Annotated in this window: 11 protein-coding genes and 3 pseudogenes; 7 read left to right on the top strand and 7 right to left on the bottom strand. The window is 60.3% G+C overall.

Translation table 11 applies throughout. The features are described from left to right. Position 1 precedes the first annotated feature (1 nt). On the bottom strand, positions 2-535 hold the full coding sequence (locus tag HGP14_RS23785) for a transporter suffix domain-containing protein (RefSeq protein ID WP_168832329.1): 534 nt from the start codon (positions 533-535) through the stop codon (positions 2-4). A 230-nt stretch (positions 536-765) separates the two neighbouring features. Here HGP14_RS23785 and gltS point away from each other — a divergent pair, with 230 nt between their 5' ends. Both gltS and HGP14_RS23775 read left to right on the top strand, forming a co-directional pair. Next, positions 766-1,971, top strand: coding sequence for a sodium/glutamate symporter (gltS, locus tag HGP14_RS23780; protein ID WP_168832328.1), 1,206 nt, complete (start codon positions 766-768; stop codon positions 1,969-1,971). Between the two features lie 510 nt (positions 1,972-2,481). Beyond that, positions 2,482-2,784 (top strand): DUF982 domain-containing protein, encoded by a 303-nt coding sequence (locus tag HGP14_RS23775; RefSeq protein ID WP_168832327.1) that lies wholly within the window; start codon positions 2,482-2,484, stop codon positions 2,782-2,784. Positions 2,785-3,288: 504 nt separating this feature from the next. Here the strand turns inward: HGP14_RS23775 and HGP14_RS23770 are convergent. Beyond that, on the bottom strand, positions 3,289-4,566 hold the full coding sequence (locus HGP14_RS23770; protein WP_168832326.1) for a DUF892 family protein: 1,278 nt from the start codon (positions 4,564-4,566) through the stop codon (positions 3,289-3,291). A 481-nt stretch (positions 4,567-5,047) separates the two neighbouring features. On the opposite strand from HGP14_RS23770, the gene HGP14_RS23765 reads away from it, so the two are divergent. From HGP14_RS23765 to HGP14_RS23745, 5 genes and pseudogenes are all read left to right on the top strand, one after another. Further along, complete coding sequence (locus HGP14_RS23765) at positions 5,048-5,347, top strand: hypothetical protein (RefSeq protein WP_168832325.1); 300 nt, start codon at positions 5,048-5,050, stop codon at positions 5,345-5,347. Between the two features lie 1,911 nt (positions 5,348-7,258). Further along, positions 7,259-7,564 carry a hypothetical protein gene (locus HGP14_RS23760; RefSeq protein WP_168832324.1) on the top strand — a complete coding sequence of 102 codons (306 nt, stop codon included), beginning with the start codon at positions 7,259-7,261 and terminating at the stop codon, positions 7,562-7,564. A 15-nt stretch (positions 7,565-7,579) separates the two neighbouring features. Continuing rightward, positions 7,580-7,807 carry a hypothetical protein gene (locus HGP14_RS23755; protein WP_205927315.1) on the top strand — a complete coding sequence of 76 codons (228 nt, stop codon included), beginning with the start codon at positions 7,580-7,582 and terminating at the stop codon, positions 7,805-7,807. 710 nt (positions 7,808-8,517) lie between these two features. Next, positions 8,518-9,427, top strand: a pseudogene (locus HGP14_RS23750) (Ku protein). A gap of 13 nt (positions 9,428-9,440) precedes the next feature. Then, positions 9,441-9,854: pseudogene (locus HGP14_RS23745) on the top strand (Ku protein); the annotation flags it as partial. A gap of 281 nt (positions 9,855-10,135) precedes the next feature. Here HGP14_RS23745 and ligD read toward each other — a convergent pair. The 5 genes and pseudogenes from ligD to HGP14_RS23720 form a co-directional block, all read right to left on the bottom strand. After that, positions 10,136-12,784 carry a DNA ligase D gene (gene ligD, locus HGP14_RS23740; RefSeq protein WP_168832323.1) on the bottom strand — a complete coding sequence of 883 codons (2,649 nt, stop codon included), beginning with the start codon at positions 12,782-12,784 and terminating at the stop codon, positions 10,136-10,138. Between the two features lie 140 nt (positions 12,785-12,924). Continuing rightward, positions 12,925-13,152 (bottom strand): annotated as a pseudogene (locus HGP14_RS23735) (DUF982 domain-containing protein); the annotation flags it as partial. A 26-nt stretch (positions 13,153-13,178) separates the two neighbouring features. Continuing rightward, positions 13,179-16,439 (bottom strand): error-prone DNA polymerase, encoded by a 3,261-nt coding sequence (locus HGP14_RS23730; protein WP_168832321.1) that lies wholly within the window; start codon positions 16,437-16,439, stop codon positions 13,179-13,181. Further along, a complete protein-coding gene (locus HGP14_RS23725; RefSeq protein ID WP_168832320.1) occupies positions 16,436-17,947 on the bottom strand; it encodes a DNA polymerase Y family protein in 1,512 nt (503 codons plus the stop codon). The genes HGP14_RS23730 and HGP14_RS23725 overlap by 4 nt, the downstream gene beginning before the upstream one ends. Beyond that, entirely contained in the window at positions 17,868-18,626 is a 759-nt protein-coding gene (locus tag HGP14_RS23720) for an ImuA family protein (protein WP_168832319.1), read from the bottom strand. Before HGP14_RS23720 ends, HGP14_RS23725 begins: the two co-directional genes overlap by 80 nt. Positions 18,627-18,795 lie beyond the last annotated feature (169 nt).

The following is an 18,795-nucleotide window of genomic DNA, read 5'->3' as shown; positions in this document are numbered from 1 at the left end:
ATCAGGGAGCGGCGGTCGGACGGTCATCCGTCGTCGAGACGACACGCGCCTCGCGCACGAACAGCGCATGAAATTTCTCCCAGAAGTTACCGCCGAGTACGAGGAAGCTCGCCAGGAAGATGACGTCGGTCAGCACCTCGTCCCAGGTGTTTCGACTGATCGAAGGCCATATCAAGATCGCATATGGCTCAAGTATCGCGATCAGGAGCGGAACGGTGAACATGACGAGACCGATATTGTATCGCACCGGGCCAATGCTGCTTTCCGGCGGGAACCGGAAGACCCCGAAGATGGTCCGTTTCAGCTCTTGAAAGCCCGGCTTTCCCATGACTGCGATAGTCACGAGGATCAACACCTTGTTCCAGATGAAGATCATTCCCGTGACGGTGGCGATGGCTGCGGCGGAGGCGCCTGTCCATGCCAGAATTGGCACCAGCAGCCATGCGCCAATGACAAGACACGCCAAAAAGATGCCGAGCTTGAAGCGCCATGTAGACCTGTTTGAATCGTTCGTATCGAGGTCGCGCACTGTCATCTTACCATCCCCCGATCAGAGCGTTCCACTCTGCTGCTTCACGAGATGCGCGGTCGGTAAGCAGGTGACGTAGAATGCCACATTCAGTTGTGGGCCGATAGCCAACTATTCTAAGCTCTTTAGATGAGCGTGGCGAGGCTATTTCCGCTCGCCTAATTGTCTGGCGCATGTCAAAGTGACGACACGCAGTCATTGCTGCGTGCTCGGCTGCAACTCCGGCGAGGTGGCGCATGTCGACAATACAGGTCCCAGGACTGCTGTCGTTCACCATAGCGATCCTGGTGTTCTTCGCTGGCGCGAACCTCAATCGACTCATCCCCGCTCTCACCCGCTGGAGCATTCCGGAGGCGGTCACGGGCGGCCTCCTGGCAGCGTTGGTGACGCTCGCCGCCTATGAGTTCTTCGGCATCGAGATCAGCTTCACGCTTGCCGCACGCGACATGTTGCTGCTTTACTTTTTCACCGGCATTGGCCTGAACGCGCGGCTCTCCGATCTCCTTGCTGGAGGCAAGCCGTTTCTAATCCTGCTGGCCGCCACGCTTGCTTTTCTGGTAATCCAGAACATTGTGGCCTTCGGAATGGGGAAAGTGCTCGGTCTTCCACAAGGCATGGCAATCCTTCTCGGTTCGACCTCGCTGATCGGCGGGCACGGCACGACGATTGCCTGGGCTCCGATTGTGTCGAGCCGTTTCGGTCTCACAAATGCTCTCGAAATCGGCATTGCCAGCGCAACGCTCGGCCTGGTCGTCGCCAGCCTCGTCGGGGGACCACTTGCACAGTATCTGATCACCCGGAATGGCTTGAGCGGCCCCAAGGACGAGGAGCTGACAATTGGGGTCTCGCGGGATACAGTCAGGAGCCATGAAGACGATGTCAGCTACATCAGCCTGTTGCGCACATTGCTGGTGACAAATGTTGCGATTCTAATTGGCTATGCCCTACACGAGATTATCCTGGACGCGGGTATCAACCTTCCGCTGTTCGTCGTCTGTCTATTGATCGCCATTGCGATGACGAACAGCATTCCGATCCTAGCACCGAGCTTGCCGTGGCCGACGCACACCCGCGGTCTCGCGCTGATATCCGATCTCTCGCTGAACGTGTTCCTGGCGATGTCTTTGATGAGCATGCAGTTGTGGGGCCTGAGCGGGCTCGGCCTTTCGCTCGCGATCGTGCTGGCGGTGCAGACGCTTGCGGCCGTCATCTACATCATCTTGGTCGTGTTCCCAGCCATGGGCCGCAACTACAATGCGGCGGTCATTTCCGCCGGCTTTTGCGGGATTTCGCTAGGAGCTACCCCCACGGCAATAGCCAACATGACGGCGGTCACTAAAATCCACGGAGCAGCGACCATCGCGTTCATCATCCTGCCACTCGTCTCCGCATTCTTCATCGATCTGGCAAACGCAGCAGTGCTTGGGTTCCTTGTTCGGTGATTGGACCTGCGCCCTCCGTGCCATGATGTGAGGAGATTGCAATAGCCGGAGCAATCTCCGTGTCTGCACTCTCGGTGGCCTGTTGTATCGCCTCATCCTTCGCAAGGATGATTCGGCAGCGTCCAAGAAACTCCCTTCGCTCGTCCATGGAATGCCGGTCACAGATCAAGGCGGACAGGACAACGTGGGGGGCAGAACATCGGTTACCAGCACCTCTCGCACAGCAACGGCGGAGGAGGAAATGCGCACTTGAAGCCGAACGTCACGAAGAACTCCGCGAGTCTGGGAAACGTGGCTGCTGCTAATGATGATAGTCGTGCTTGGAGCAATCGCCCGGCGTCGTCGCTAGGAAGCGTACGGTACTATACCAGACCGGAACATTCGCAACCTGTAACTGTTTGAGGTTGGGATCGCGGCAGTTTGTTGCTCCGCCCGTTTCTTGCCGATTCTGAAAGGGCCGCGATCTCATGGATCTTCGTGCATTGGTATATCGCGAAAGGAGGAGTGATCATGTTTATCAATGACGTCCCTTGGCGAGTTCCAGTCGCAATCCACCTGCAATGCGGACTTGAACGCACATTTCATACCGCCTTCGACGCCCTGGATTTTCTCGAAAACGAATGGCCTTTGCGTCATGGCGAGCGATATGATCGGGCAATCGACAAATGCCGTGGAGCGATCAGCCGGGCAGTTCCCGCAGAAGTGGCTCGCGAAGCCTTTATTGCGGCTTGCCTTGAGGCGGGAATGCCCGCTGTCGGGAGGGGCGTCGCCTCACGCACCGAAGTGCCGCCGAAAACCGCGACCAAGGCCTAATCCGCCGTCGTGAGCAGCCAACGAGCGCAGTGACACCCTGAAGCTTGCGCGCGAACCGATCGAATAGCAGCTTCGATCGGATTAAGTCTGGATAGAACGGGTCAAAGTTCTTCCTCGCACGCGTCTGAACCGGAACCTAGCTGAATCTTGATCATTTGGGTCTTTTGGATCGCGTGGGTACCTTACCGCCCGCATCAGCGTCTCTGCGCCGTTCCGAACCCCGGGTAAGTCCGCGGCCAGGATAACCTCTCCCCAGGATCCTGGTCGCTTATCTGCCTTGCCGGCTCGGCGCCGTGGACTGTAGTGCTCTGTTATCACGAGGACGGCCTGAGATCCTCCAGCATTAAGGGGCTTATCAGTGTCAAACTCTTCTGTCCTGATGAGCGCGGTGGTCGGCTACCTGCAAGAGGCACGTGTGGCAGTGGCCAGATGCCACGGTCGGTTTTCGTAGAGTTTTCGTCCCGGAGAATCCGCCGATGCGCTTCAACCATGGAAGCCACCTGTTTATTTATCCAAGATGACGTTGCGAGGCATTCTTGCCGCCGACATCAAAGGCTGAGCAACCTGATCCAGCAACTGTCCCGCATTCTGCTCCTCGCCCAGCGACAGGGTCAATAACTGGGCTACTACCGGCAGCTCAAGTTGCAGTGCCAAATTGCGAGCATTGGTGTAGGCGGCGATTTCGTAGTGCTCAACCCGCAACGCTGCTCCGATCAAGGCCAGATCTGCGGGAGCCTCCTCCTTTTTCTTGCCTTCCGCAATCACTTCCTCGCCTTCCTCTATCAAGCCCGCCATACCCTTGCAGGGCTTGGCGTGAGCTGCTGAACCAAGAATGCGTAGACTTTCGTTTAGGCGTTCCACCTGCTCTTCTGTCTCGTTGAAATGGTGCTGCAATAGCGTTTGGAGTTGCCTCGAGTGAGCAGCTTTCCGCATCTTCGGCAACGCCTTTAATAGCTGCTTTTCGGCATGCAGCAGGTCGCGGAGCTCGTCAACAAGCAGACCTTGAACCGCCTCTAGTCCTTCCGGAGGGGCACTCTGGGCGCGGATGGCTGGTCCTGTGTTCTCCGCTCCCCTGAGATCTTTAAAGGCCGGCGCCTCTACAAACTCCCAAGATTCTCCTTCATTCCATGGACCGCGCGAGTCGACTTCACCGAGATCACCTTGACCCGTGGAATCATTGAAGAATTGATCAACCAAGCCTGGGGTCGGCGCAATACTGCCAATGCTCAGCGATGGCTTGCCCATGCTTTCCAGAGCCAGTGAAAACGCACGCATGTGCGTGATTTCTCGGGTCATCAGGAACTGCAGCGCATCCTTGGTGCCCGGATCACGGCAAAAATTGATCAAGCGCTCGTAAACGATCTTGGCCCGTGCTTCAGCAGCAATGTTGCTTCTTAGATCCACATCCAATTCACCCGTAATCTTGAGGTAATCTGCCGTCCACGGATTTCCCATGGAATTGAACAGATTTACGCCACCGCCGCCGGCAATGGCGATCAGCGGGTCCGCTTCCGCCTCCTCTCTGACCGACTTCAACGGTCTCAGGTGCATCCTTGCTAAGGTGCCCACAATCTCAAGGTGACTGAGCTCTTCTGTCCCGATATCCATCAGGAGGTCTTTGCGTCCAGGGTCCTCGCAGTTCAGGCCCTGAATCGAGTATTGCATGGCCGCCGCGAGTTCGCCGTTGGCGCCACCGAATTGCTCAAGCAACATGTTGCCGAACTTAGGATCAGGCTCGTCAACCCGTACGGTGTACATGAGCTTCTTCACGTGGTGATACATTGGACGTCCTCCCTGATTTGACGTCAACTAACCGACCTGCCGGAGGAATGTTCCACCGTTTTTTCTCCATACATTCGGCCGATTACTCATCCGATCCATTCGCCGTTGTCGCCACCGGCCGCTGAGCCGCAGTTCCTATAGGAGCTGAACTTGGCTGGTCGCTTGAATACCGAGCTTGGTTTCGGAATTCGATGCTTATCACCCGGCGGCCTGAACGGCATTTCCTCAACGTCGGCTCATCTTCCTTTAGGGCAAACGGTGCGGCGGGTGCCTTCTTTAAAACCCATTCGCGGCGTATCTTTTTTGTCGACAGCATTTGACGCGGGCGCTGCGCAAAAGGTTCAGACCCTTCGCCCCCAGCAAAGGAGGACGTCATGTCTTCCATATTCAATCATCCTCGCTTTGATCACGACACGGCAGCCAGAATGTTGGTCGTTTTCAGCGTCATCTTCATCCTGTTCCTGATTGTGGAGGGGTGGCTATGGTGACTTTTCGTTCACCTAGTCAAGCGAGTGCTCCACAGGAACAACGCTCGGCGCTGCAGCGTGTTCTCAAGCGGGCAAACTATGCCACGTCCGAGATGGAAGCCGCCGAAGGCGCTGATTATCAGGAAGAAGTCGTGATTATTCGCCGCATCGAAGCGGGCACCATTTCTTCGGAGAAGTATCTCCCCTCGATCTGGCGCCGGCAAAACGCAGACTCAGAAGCACTAGCGTCATGGGAGAACGAAGGCGGTGCACCAGCGCGACCCGGAGGCCCAGTCGAAGCCACGGGGGACTGAAGTGATTTGACGTAGCGACGTTATCCGCAGGGACAGTCGTCTCAAAGGCTTCCGGGCCGGGAACAGGTCATGATCAGGTCCAGGGCTATAAAAGATGGAGAACTCCGCGATGCAAAGAGCTTCGACCGCGCGCCGAGCCGTCGAATCGGGCCAAAGAACACAACCAAAGGAACAATCCAAACCGCATTCAGATCCACAGTCTGTTCAACGTAGAATCTCTCATCTCTGGTATCGCCGGAAACATCAGCCGTTGAATTATCGCGGGCCGCCGTCGCATGGAGGGAGCGGTATCAATCACCGAACGGCTTATGCGCGCCTTCAGTGGCGACAGTCGACGGTGACATGTCACCGAAACCAGCTGCCATCGATTTCGTAAAATCGCCCGTGGACACCGAAAGGGAGCAGCCTCTTCAAGCAAAAGCCACGCAGGCGCTCCGCGGCCTTTTCTTAGGCTGCTTAATGCTATTGGCAATAGCCACGCGCTCCTGCGCTTACACTAGGGGCGGTCTTCGTCGCATTGTTGGTTGTCGTTTGGCCTTGAACACAGTCGGACGAATCTTTCTTGCCGGTGGAGCCTTTCAGTATTGGAAGTACTTGTACCCGCCGGGCTGTTCCTGGTCGCGGAACCTGAAACGCCGCCGGAGCCGCCGCTGGTGCCGGAACCGCTTGCGGCACCAAGCCCCACCAGTGCTTCCGGAACCGCCCGTCCCACCCGAGCCGCCGCTGGCTTGAGCCATGGCAGACATTGCAAGGCCGATCGTAAGTGCCGAGACTGGGGACCATTGTCGCTCTTCCGTTGGCAAGCGCTGTGGCAGCGATCTGCACGTGGAACGCCTGCATGTATCGTGTGATGAGCCGCCGCAGAGCCGGCCGCTTTTCATTCAAGGACTGCATGTGTCGCAACGGCAGACGTCGAGCGTTCCGGCAATCTGAACGACTTCGAATGGAGAGTGTTTGATGCCGGCAAGTGCTTCCGTTCCGATCATCCCCTCCTTACCGACAACGCCGGGTTCAATCTCTAAGCCGCCCGGGCATTCATGACGATCGAGCACACGCCCAATCCCCGGAAATAATCGTAGTCAATTGGGCGGTTGGGGACCTGTAGCTGTTCGTTGACTTTTGAGATCGATCCACTCGGATGCATTCAGAAAGGCCCAAGCCGTTTCTCCATCCATCGCTGCGATAAAGGTACTGGGTGTTGCGGTTGGGTCGGGCATTTTTCTGCTCCTCCCATAGGCGAGAGCAGATGTCTCTCAAGCGGTCCGCGCCGTTAATCATATAGACCTACGCTACTACAATAGGGCCGGAACGGATTTATTCTAGGCAATGAGGTGGTCGCACGCTTGATGGAAAAACGCGTTGGACCCCAAAGACATAACGGAATCGTGCCATTGTCGAGAGAAACCACACATCTTCCGTTTCTATTTCTGGAATGTATCGGTGCTTGCCTTGGCGTTCGTCCTCGCCGCACTGCTCTATGTCTTGGGATAGCGATGCCCGGCGACACGACGCAGTTGACCGGAAGCGTTCGTGGCTGACGTCCTCGATACGCGGGACGCTCCAAACTGACGTTCTCTGATGAATACCCAGAAATGTTCCTTTACCGTTCCGCGCCCTGACGCCAGGCTGGGCCACCGCGCCCTCGATGTGCCTCACAGAAAGCCTACTCGATTTTACTCGAAGGGCGCGATCGCAAAAGTTGGACTTTGCGCCAATCGCCGCTTATCGCGGACGTCCTGCCGCGAGGTCCCGTCAGGGCATGATCTCCTCCGAAGACGGATTAGCTAATTCTAAATAATAAGTTTGCGTCGCCCTTCCATTCGGCGCATGGTGCCGCCTCCAGCAGCAATCATCACGGGCGCTGCTGTTTGAGGGCCACCAAACCCTAGCCCCGACCGAAAGGAGGGCTTTATGTCTTCCGCAATACCCACCAAAGACCTGACCAGCCAGAACTTCAGCTTGCTGCAACGTGTGCTGAGTGATGCCGGCTACACAGAAGATATTTTCTTTGATCAGCCCCGTCCCTTCAACGTCGCCGCCAAGCTCCTTATCCGGCTGTTCCAAGAGGGCATCACCGATCCCGCCGACCTGGCTGTTCAGCTCGAACGGCATTTCGGCAAGCCACCTGGAAAAAAAAGAGCCACTTTCTTAGCCCTACGCCTTGATCGCTATGCGATCCAGGGACTTCCGCAGACGCTACCCGTGACCTTTCACTGACGAAGGGCCAACAAAATGAAGACGCCAAGCTATGAGGTGGACAATGTTCAGCGGATCGGAGACTGTCAGCGCGTCTTCGATCAGTTGACGAAAGAAATCATCCTGGCTGCGGTAGAAGCGGGCTGGCGCGAAAACGAGGCGTCGATAGCGCTCGCAGATGCCGCTGACGGGTATGTGATGTATGTCGCGGCCGCGCCGCGCGTCCGCCAGGCTGCTAATGGCAATTTGGCGCGCAAGAGATGACTGCTGGTTCCACTGCTCATTACCGTGCTTCGGTCAGGATTCTTTGGAGCGTACGCTAGCGATCTGGAACGCTCGCTATCCCGATCGTTAATCAAGGTGGCCACGCGGTAGGCTTAGTTACTTCAGCCTGTGATGATGGGCTCTCATCCGGTGCCGCGCGGTCTCCATGTCCGTTACCTGCCCTTGCGGGGCTCTTTTTGTTACCGTACGGTTGCGGACCGCAACGATCAGCAGTTCGGCTCGTTGATTTGGCGGAATGTCTTCGGCTCACCCCGCGAGCGCGTCCGGCTATCGACGCTGGCCACCTGCCCCGCACCCGCCTGCGGGGTCTCTCCGTACGCTGGCGTACAGGAACACCGGTAGACTCACTAAGTTGGAAGCTTCCAGACCCAATACCACCGATGACGCGCACACATCCTGGTACCGCGCGGTCACCGTTTTCCGAAGCCCTCAAGGGCAAGCTCTTCGTGGAGTTCTGCGCAACCTTCGTTCTCCTGAAGACCAATCGACTAGCGAAGACCCACCTGTGGCGCCGAGAGATCCCCTGAGGTGTTCATGCGTCCGATGCACGCGCGATCCTTCGCCAGTCATCGGGTCACGTTTCGTTTGCGGCCCACGCACCTAGCCTCGCGGCCAGATTCGTTTGGACTTGGAACAATCAGGCGAGTGATTCGGTTGACTCGCGTTGGTTGCGTCAGGAGTCCGTGTCGATGGTTGCGCCCCGAGCGAATTGGAAAGGCTATATCAAGTTTGGTGAGGTCGCGTTTCCAATCGCACTTTATACGGCCGCATCATCCTCGGAACGGATCGCCTTCAATACCTTGAACCGCAAGACCGGGAACCGGGTACGCCGCGAGTTCGTCGACAGTGAGACCGGAGATCCGGTCGACCGCGAAGGCTAGGTCAACGGGTTCGAAATCGAGGATGGGCGATATGTCGTCCTCGAGCCCGAGGAGGTCGCCGCAGCCATTCCCGACAGTGACAAGACGCTGAGAATCGAGGCCTTCATTCCCTGCGTCGACGTCGACGATGTCTACTTCGACAAACCGTACTACATCGCGCTACATCGCGCCGGACAAGATGGGCGGAGACGCCTTCAAGCTGCTGCGCGACGGCATGAACAAAGCCAAGGTGGCGGCGATTGCCCGGACCGTTCTGTTCCGGCGGCTGCGCACCGTCCTCATCCGTCCCCACGGCAAGGGCCTGGTCGGCTCCACGTTGAACTACGACTACGAGGTCCGTTCGTCCGAGAAGGCGTTTGATGAAATGCCGGACCTGAAGATCGAAGGCGAGATGCTGGAACTTGCCAAGCACATCATCAACACCAAGAAGGGTGGGTTCGATCCCAGCACGTTCGACGACCGTTACGAGGCGGCCGTGGCCGAACTGGTGAAAGCAAAGATCGAGGGCCGGACACTGCCGAAGAAGAAGGCGCCGTCGTCGAAGCCGAACGATCTCCTACAGGCTTTGCGGGAGAGCGCGGGCATGTCGGCACCCGCCAGGACCAAACGCGCGGCCGGTAACGTCAATGCGGGCGCGGACCGGCAGAAGGCAGCAAGCGCGTCCGCAAGGCCGAATTCTCGCAGCTCCAGCGGCGCCCAGCGGCGCCGTGCCGGCTGAGCGGAGGTCCCCCATGGCGCTCCGTCCGTACTGGAAAGGATACCTCAAGCTATCGCTCGTTACCTGCCCCGTGCAGATGATGCCGGCGACCACCGAAAGCGAGAAGGTCCGCTTCCACACCTTGAACCGGGAAACCCAGAATCGCGTCGTCAGCCACTACGTGGATTCAGTCACCGGCAAGGAGGTCGAAAACGAGGACGAGGTGAAAGGATACCAGCGCGGCGAGAATGAGTACGTCCTCCTCGAGGACGAGGAACTCGAGAACGTGGCGCTCGAAAGCACCAAGACGATCGACATTGAGGTCTTCGCGCCGCGCGGGACCGTCGAGTGGATCTGGCTCGACACCCCGTATTATCTGTCGCCTGACGACCCGGTCGGCCAAGAAGCCTTCTCGGTGATCCGCGACGCGATGGCCGCCGAGGAGATGAACACCGCGCGACCTCGCCGGAATTCAATTGAAGATCGTCACCTACACACCGTGAGCGACATCAACGGCCAGCGGGACATCCTGCTGCGGTGGCCAAAAGAAGATCGGCCGGATTATCCTCTGTCTACAGCAGCTGATCGCGAAGACGCATAGGTCTAAGCGGCCATAATCTTCCTGTCTGGCGGATCCGTCTCGGCCAAGGCTCATTCCGCTCCTCCGCTGGAATGAAGACTTTGCCTCCTTCAATGCCGATCCGTGCTCCAACGCCTGGCCCGATGACCTTACGCAGCCTTGACGACTTTGCCGAGACGTTTGATGGCCTGATCCAAAGGCCGTAGTCCGTCACAATAGTCTTCCCATGCGGACGATTTCGATAAAAGCGCCGGCACAGTGTGAATGGTGAAGCGTTTGGGGTCGAGGTCCGATTTCACCTGGCCCCACGTCAGAGGCATCGAGACCGTGGCACCCGGCCGGGCACGCGGAGACAGAGGCGCCACCGCCGTCGCCATGCGGTCGTTGCGCAGGTAGTCGAGGAAGATGCGCCTGTTCCGGAGGCTCTTCGTCATCTTGATCAGGTAAAGCTCGGGGTTGTCGCGCGCCATCTGCTGGCAGACGTCATGCGCGAAGCCCTTCGCCCCAGCCCACGAGAGCGGCTTGCGCTTGTTGATCGCAAGCGGTGTGACGACGTGAAGCCCCTTGCCGCCCGTGGTCTTGCAGAAACTGATCAGGCCGAGTTCCTCGAGGCGATCACGCATCTCTCGTGCGGCGGCAGCAACTGTGGAGAACGGGACGTCCGGCCCAGGGTCGAGGTCGAAGACTAGCCGGCCCGGCACCTCAGGCGTGTTCCGCTCGCAGTTCCACGGGTGTAGTTCCACGCCGCCGATCTGCGCGATGGCCGCCAGACCCTCGATGCGATCGATCTGCAGGTACGGCTTCTTGTCGCCGAAGACCTTGACCAGTTCGAGCAGGTTCGAGGTGCCGGGCATGGCGTGGCGCTGGAAGAATTGCTCGCCGCCGATGCCATCCGGCGTCCTTATGATGGAGCACGGGCGGCCCTTGATGTGATTGATCAACCAGGACCCCACGGCCTCGTAATACCGCGCGAGCTCTTCCTTGGTGATGGGTTCGCCATCGTTGGCACCCGGCCAGAGCGGCTTGTCCGGATTGGAAATCAGCACGCCCATAACCTCGGCCTTCGCACCCTTGCGCCGAGCCAGCTTCGCCATCGGTGCAGCGGGCGCTGGTTCGGGCACTTCTGCTTTCGAAGGGTTGGCCGGCCGCTCGATCTCGACCTCCTTGGCCGGCTTGTCTTCCCGCAGGCCCTTGAACGCGGCTTGACGGACGAGACCGTCGGCCGTCCAGCCCGCGAATTCGATCTCCGCCACGAGCTCGGGCTTCAGCCAGGTGACATCCGCTGCCTTCTTCGGTGCACCTAACCCGGTGAAGGGCGACTTCGGGGCCTCCAGTGTCTTGAGCTTCGGGAGCAGCGTCTCCACTTTCTGCGCGCCGTAACCAGTCCCAACGCGGCCGACATAGACGAAGTGGTCGCCGCGATAGACGCCGACCAGAAGGGATCGGAACTTGCCGTTGGTCCTGGCGTAGGCACCGATCACCACCTCGTGGCCAGCGCGGCATTTCGATTTGGCCCAGGTTTCCGTGCGGCCGGACTGATACGGTGCATCCGCCTGCTTGGAGACAATGCCTTCCAGGGACAGTTTACAGGCAGACCGAAGAACCGCGTCGCCGCCAGTCTCGAAGTGTTCGACGAAGCGGATGCGCGGATCGTTGCCGGCCTCGGAAAAAAGGCTCTGAAGCCGCGCCTTGCGATCGACAAGCGGTAGAGACCTCAAGTCCTCACCACCTTCAAAGAGAAGATCGAAAGCGAAGTAGACCAGGTCTTTGGTCTTGCCCTCCGACAGGGCCGCCTGCAGAGCCGCAAAATCTGGGGCACCATTCTCGTCGAGCGCACAGATCTCGCCGTCGACAATGGCATCGGGCAGCGCGGAGGCGGTCTCGGCGATCTCGGGATACTTTGCGGTCCAGTCAAGGCCCTTGCGGGTCTTGAGGGTAGCGTCGCCGTCGAGCACCCGCATCTGGATCCGGTAGCCGTCGAACTTGATCTCGTGGATCCAGCCGCTACCGGCCGGCGGGCGCCCGAGCGTCTGGCAGAGCTGGGGTTCGATGAAGTCCGGAAGATCGACTGGCGTCATGCTCTTCGGAAGCTGGTCGTCCGTTGCACCTTCCTTGCGCTCGTCGGCGGCAAGCCCATGATTGCTGTCCCAGACGGCATCGGCCTGAACGTCGCCGCCTTGCACCATGAACGGCTTCGGCTTGCGGCCTTTGCCGGCGGCGATCACATCCATGGGTCGGCCCGAGGCAACCGAGGTGTCGTTGTCCTCCAAGACCGCTGCGCCGTTTTCTTCGACGGAAAACTCATCATGGTGCTTGATCAGCAGCCAGTTCGTCCGCTTGCCGCGTTCGCGGTCGTTGCGCATGCGCACCAGGACGAAACTGCCGTGCAGCCGCTCGCCTTCCAGCCTGAACTTGAAATCGCCTTTTGCCAGCGCCTGCTCCGGGCTCTTCTTACCCTCCGGCTCCCAGTATCCCCGATCCCAGAGCATCACGGTGCCGCCGCCATACTGTCCTTTCGGGATGGTGCCTTCGAAGTCGCCGTAGTCGAGAGGATGGTCTTCGACCTCAACCGCCAGCCGCTTGTCATGCGGATCGAGAGACGGCCCTTTCGTCACCGCCCAGGATTTGAAGACGCCGTCGAGTTCGAGGCGCAGATCGTAGTGGAAGCGGGTCGCATCGTGCTTCTGGACTACGAAGCGACGGCGATTGCTGCGGGCGATCCCCGTTTCGCCGCTGGGTTCCGCCGTCTTTTGAAAGTCGCGCTTCGACCGATAGGTCGATAGTTTGTCACTGGCCATGGTCTTCCCCGAAGCAACTCCGATAACGGAATGCCGTCCGATGGTCGGAAGTTCCATGACGGTATTCCAAAAGGCAGGTCCGAGAGCACGCGCGCTTAAGTCAGCCTCGCCTCATCGGATGCGACGCCGGCGTTGATCCGTCAGGTACCGGCTAATCGTGCTAGCCGCACCGGATGGAGAGCGAGCTTCGGTTTCAACGGAGCAATGACGGTAGGCATGCCGGCTTTGAGGCAAGCAGCCAAGAACGCGTCGCGCGCGACCAGGGCCTGTATGAGCCCGTTCAGGGCGCCGCAGCAGGCCTTCACCGCTCGCTCATGCCGTTCTCCGTGGCGCAGCGGCCATTCGTTTTCGAGAAAATCCAAAACCTTCGAATGACCTGGGAGAAATCAGAGCCTCAATGGAAATTGCGCGCTTTCACCTTGAGGGTGTCGATGTGCAGATCCGGGATGAAGATATCCCTGGGCTTTGCGGCGGCCACCTTGTCTCGCGAGTCCGCACTTCCCGGCGAGCCATGGGCGAACTCGTCTCCACGGCCGGTTGCCAGCTTGAAGGCCGCGTCGCGGTCCGCCAGCCCGGAAAGATCTCCGGAAAGGTCGAAGAGTTGCTGGGCAACGAGATGGACGACGTCGCCCTCGCGTTGAATGCGGCCGTTGATCGCCATCATGGAAGACCCTAGGACGATGCGACGACGACGTTCGAACAGACTGGGCCAGACGACCACGTTGGCCGGACCGGTCTCGTCTTCGATGGTCAGGAACATGACCCCCTTTGCCGAGCCCGGCTTCTGCCGGACGAGGACGAGACCAGCCGTCATCAGCCAGCGTCCGTCGCGCGCGCTCATGGCCTCCAAACAGGTGACGATCCGCCGTTCGCTCAGGTCCTTGCGAAGAAAGGCGATTGGGTGCTCGCGGAGGGTCAGCCCGGTGTGCCCGTAGTCTTCGACGACGTTGTGGCCTTCCGTCATCTGGCGGAGCGTCACCGTCGGCTCCCGCTGCTCGGCCACCGCCCTCGCCTCGCGCTGGGCCGCGGCGGCGAAGAGAGGCAGGGGTTCGTCGCGGAGCGCCTTGATGGCCCAAAGGGCGTCACGGCGTTGGAGCTTGAGCGACGGCAGGAAGGCGTCGGCTTCCGCGAGCTCGACCAGTGAGGCCGCCGGGACCGCTGACCGTCGCCACATGTCGTCGACGCTCGCGAATGGATCGTCCATGCGGGCAGCGACGATACGAGCCGCGTCGACCGCGGCAAGACCCCGCACCATGCGCATACCGAGCCGGACAGCATGACGCGCGCTGCCGTCGATCGGCTCGAGGGTACAATCCCATCGCGAGTGGTTGACGCAAACCGGACGGACCTCGACACCGTGTTTGCGCGCGTCGCCGACGATCTGGGCGGGCGCGTAGAAGCCCATCGGCTGGGAGTTCAGCAAGGCTGCACAGAAGACGTCTGGATAATGGCACTTGATGAAGTTGCTCGCGTAGGCAATCAAGGCAAATGACGCCGCATGGGACTCCGGAAAACCATAGCTTCCGAATCCCTCAAGCTGAGAGAACGTCTTTTCGGCAAACTCGGCGGAGTATCCATTTGTAATCATGCCGGAGACCAGCTTGTCCTTGAAACGGCTGACCCCGCCCGTGAACTTGAACGTCGCCATCGACTTGCGGAGCTGGTCGGCCTCGCCACCGGTGAATCCGGCGCAGACCATCGCCACCTTCATCGCGGACTCCTGAAACAGCGGGACGCCCAAGGTTTTGCCGAGGACTGCCGCGAGTTCCGGGGTCGGATACTCGACCTTCTCCTTGCCTTCGCGGCGGCGCAGGTAGGGGTGGACCATGTCACCCTGGATGGGGCCGGGGCGAACGATCGCCACCTGGATCACGAGGTCGTAAAAGGTCCGGGGCTTCATGCGCGGCAGCATGGCCATCTGGGCGCGTGACTCGATCTGGAAGGTTCCGAGCGTGTCGGCCTTTCTGATCATCGCGTAGGTGGCGCTGTCCTCCTGACGGATTTTTGCAAGATCAAGATCGTCCCCCTTATGGACTCGGATGAGGTCGAAGGCTTTCGCTATGCAGGTGAGCATGCCGAGCGCCAGCACGTCGACCTTCATCATGCGGAGCGCCTCGACATCGTCCTTGTCCCACTCGATCACCTGGCGGTCCTTCATGCTGGCCGGCTCAATCGGGACAAGGTCGTCGAGGCGGTCATGCGTAAGGACAAATCCTCCCGGGTGCTGTCCGAGGTGCCGCGGTGCGCCCATGAGCTGCTGCGCGAGCTTCAGCGTCAGGACAAGGCGCTGGTCCTCCGGGTTGAGATTGAGTTCCCGGATGTTACGGTCACTGACCTCCTCGGACCACGACCACATGCCCGATGACAGCGCCTTGGTGAGATCTTCGGGAAGACCAAGCGCCTTGCCGACGTCACGGATCGCTCCGCGCGCCCTATACCGCGTGACCGTCGAGCAGAGCGCGGCCTTATCCTTGCCGTAGGTCTTGTAGATCCACTGGATGACTTCCTCACGTCGCTCGTGCTCGAAGTCGACGTCGATGTCCGGTGGCTCGTCGCGCTCCTGGCTGACGAAGCGCTCGAAGAGCAGGTCATTTGTCTCCGGATCTATGCTGGTCACGCCAAGGATGTAGCAGACCGCTGAGTTTGCTGCCGATCCCCGCCCCTGGCAAAGGATGCCTTGCGACCGGGCGAAGCGCACGATCGAGAATACTGTCAGGAAATAAGGCGCGTATCTCATTGTGCGGATGAGGTCGAGCTCGTGGCGCACGATCTTCAGAGTCTTGGGCGGTAGGCCTTCCGGATAGCGGTCGGGTACACATTCCCAGACATAGTGCTCGAGCGACTCCTGCGCGCTCTTGCCCTTCACGATCGCCTCCTCGGGATACTGGTAGGTCAGCTCCTCGAGGGAGAACTTGCATCGCTGGACGATCTCCATCGTTCGGGCTAACGCCTCCGGATAGCGGGGGAACAGCCTTTCCATCTCGTGCGGCGGCTTGAGATAGCGGTCGGCGTGTCTTTCCCTCTCGAAGCCGATGTCGTCGATGGTGATATTGTTTCGGATGCAGGTGACGACGTCCTGCAGCTGGCGCCGGCCTGGCCCGTGGAACAGCACGTCGTTCGTCACGACCGTGCGAACCCTCAAGCGGGCCGCCATGTTGGAGAGCTCGTGGAGCCGAAGCTGATCGTTTGGACGACGACGGAGGCAAAGCGAGAGGTAAGCCTTATCCTTGAAGATGTCGGCCATCTTGCGGAGCTGAACGCCGCATATGTCGTCTGGGAGATCGGGTACGAGGACGCCGATCAGGCCTTCGGAATAGCAGGCGACGTCGTCGAAGGTCAGGATGGAGTTCGCCTTACCGCCCCTGCCCTTGCCGAGCGTCAGCAGGCGGGTCAGCCGCGAGTAGGCCGTCCTGTCAGTCGGATAGACGAGGATTGACATGCCGTCCTGGAGATCCAAACGGCAGCCGACGACAAGGCGGACGCCGGTGGCGCGTGACGCTTCGAGCGCGCGCACGACGCCGGCGAGCGAATTGCGGTCGACGATCCCAAGTGCGGGTATTCCAAGCATCTTGGCAATTGCGAACAGTTCGTCGGCCGAGGACGCGCCTCTGAGGAAGCTGAAATGCGTGGTCACCTGGAGTTCGGCGTATCTCATGCGAAGATCCCATGCATGAACCATTTTTGAGAGCCCGTCTCCGGGTCGACGCCGTCGCCGGAGCGAAAGATCCAGAAGCGTTCGCCGCCATCGTCCTCGATCACGAAATAGTCGCGGACGGCGTCGAGCTCGCTATCGCGGAGCCACCACTCGCCGAAGACCCGCTCGGGCCCATCGGCGCGCTTGACGCGGCGTCGCCTGCCTCGCCAGGTGATGCTCGCTGGCGGGTGGTCCGGAAGCAGGGCGATGGCTTCGATCTGGTCGGGCCTGTGGAGCAGCCGCACCGGCCGCGGCCAGTGGTGCACCCACGTCTCAGCGACCTCCAGCGCGGCGGCGGCGATGCGTTTCACGCTGCGCTCAGGTACGTCGCTCGCGACCGGTGCCACCCGGTACACGCGCTGCCCGCGGTTGCTATAGATGTCGATGAGCGGCGTGATGTCCTGCTCCTCGCCCTCGACGAGCGCCGATGCCTTCTGGATCTCGGCGAGCGGCTCGGCCATGACGGCGATAAGGGAGAGCTTTTCGATCCCGAAGCCGGGCTCGATCTTCTCGGTCCTGTCCTTGAAGAGTTTAGTCAGCCAGGCAACATCTCGAGCCGGCTTTGCTGTCCCGGCAGGGATCGCCTGGCGAGCGCCGTCCATCTTCTCGACGATCAGGTCGGTGCGGCGAACGCCGAGGCCCTTCCGCTGGAGCTCGTCGACCAACTGGACGACGAGGCGGGCGACATACTTGTTGATCGTCTCCGCCGCGCCGATGGGCTGGGCGAACGACCGGCTGACCTCGATGAGCTCGTCGCTTCTGATAGGATCTATGGGTTCGCACAGGCGGCCGAACATCTGGTCGAGGCGCCTTCCGACGTCCGGGCCAAAACGGAGCGCCAACGGTGCGCGCGGCGTCGCCGACAGCTCGCCGATCGTCCGGAAGCCCAGGGTGCGCAGGTCGCCGACGGTCTTCTCGGAAACTCGCAAGAGCGAGATCGGGAGCAGCTCCACCGCGCGAGCTGTCTCTCCTCGCGGCACGACGACAGTCTCCCGGCTGATGGCCCGGGCGCAAGCGTGGGCGGCGCCCCATGTGTCCGCAACGGCAGTGCGGACCGTCAGCCCCCGGGCGCGAAACCGATTGGCGATCCCGGTCAGCATCGGAAGTTCGCCACCCTGCAGATGGTCGGCGCCTTCCGTGTCCATGACGATGCCGTCCGGCGCGTCCATGGCGACGATCGGAGAATATTGGCTCAACGCCCACAAGGTGATGCGCTCAAGGGCGGAAGTATCGGCAGCCGGATCAGCGTCGATCATTCGCAACCCCTGGAACAGCGCCTGCGCTTTTGCCGCCGGCATGCCGACATGGACGCCCGCCTTCCTGGCTACGGGATCGGCGGCCGACACCCAACGTTTCGAGCCGCTCTTCGAAATCACGGCAATCGGCTGTTCAGCCGGAATATCGGGATCTGTGCGTCTGATCCTGTCGGTCGGCAGCTGGGGGAAAAATATCGATACGACCCTCGGCATTGCAGGCTCCTACTTCGAACTCGGCGCACTCACCCGCCTTCACCCTCATCAGCTCCAGAAGCCACCTCGCTCTCCCGACCCCCGGGACCGGCAGCTCCTCGCTCGGAATGACGCTCACCCTCCAGCGCGTGGTCGAGGCGGTAGGCTGGCCGAAGTCGCTGGCCTCTGTCTGCCGTCGCCAGCGCCGCACCGCGAGTGCCATCGTGCCGGTCTTCTCGGCCGCGAGCTGCAGCCGTCGTGACGCCGCCATCGGCAGCCGGACGACCTCGCCTACCACCGCTCCCAGCCCGCCGTAGGAAAGGCCCTCCTCCATGTTCGCAAGGACGTCCTCCTCTTTGTCGGATTCGACGAAGACGACGCGGTCCGGATGGAGCCCCGCCTGCGCCAGCGCCGGGAAGAACAGGTCTGGGCGCGTCAGGCACCAGACAATCTTGCCCTTGGCGCGCGCGGCGATGCCGGCTGCAAAAAGAGCCGCCGTCGCTCCATCGACAGTGCCCGCCCCGCCGCCCGCGCACTCGTGCAGCGCCCCGTAAGCCAGCCCGCCTCCCGGAAGCCGCGCGTCAATCTGCGAAACGCCGAACGGCAGAACGCTTCGCTCGCGCCGGCCGGCGTTTTCCAGGTGGGCGATCTGCTCGCGCAGACCGTCGAGGAGAGTTGTTTGGATCGCGGCTGAGGTCATGGTCTCCTTGGACGTCGACCCGTTTCTTGCTTGAGGAATAGGAATATGTTCTGTATTTGTTCTCAAAGCGCGAATGAGTCAACGTGTATATCAGGCGAAGATATTGAGTCTGAGCGCCGCGTTGGGGATTCAGGAGCCGATTCAAATCGATGGCAATAGAGGAATATTT

Source organism: Rhizobium sp. P32RR-XVIII (assembly GCF_012641395.1).
In the GTDB taxonomy this organism is placed as follows: Bacteria; Pseudomonadota; Alphaproteobacteria; order Rhizobiales; family Rhizobiaceae; genus Rhizobium.
The sequence above is the reverse complement of the archived record's forward strand: the minus strand, read 5'-3'. Positions and strand labels throughout refer to the sequence as shown.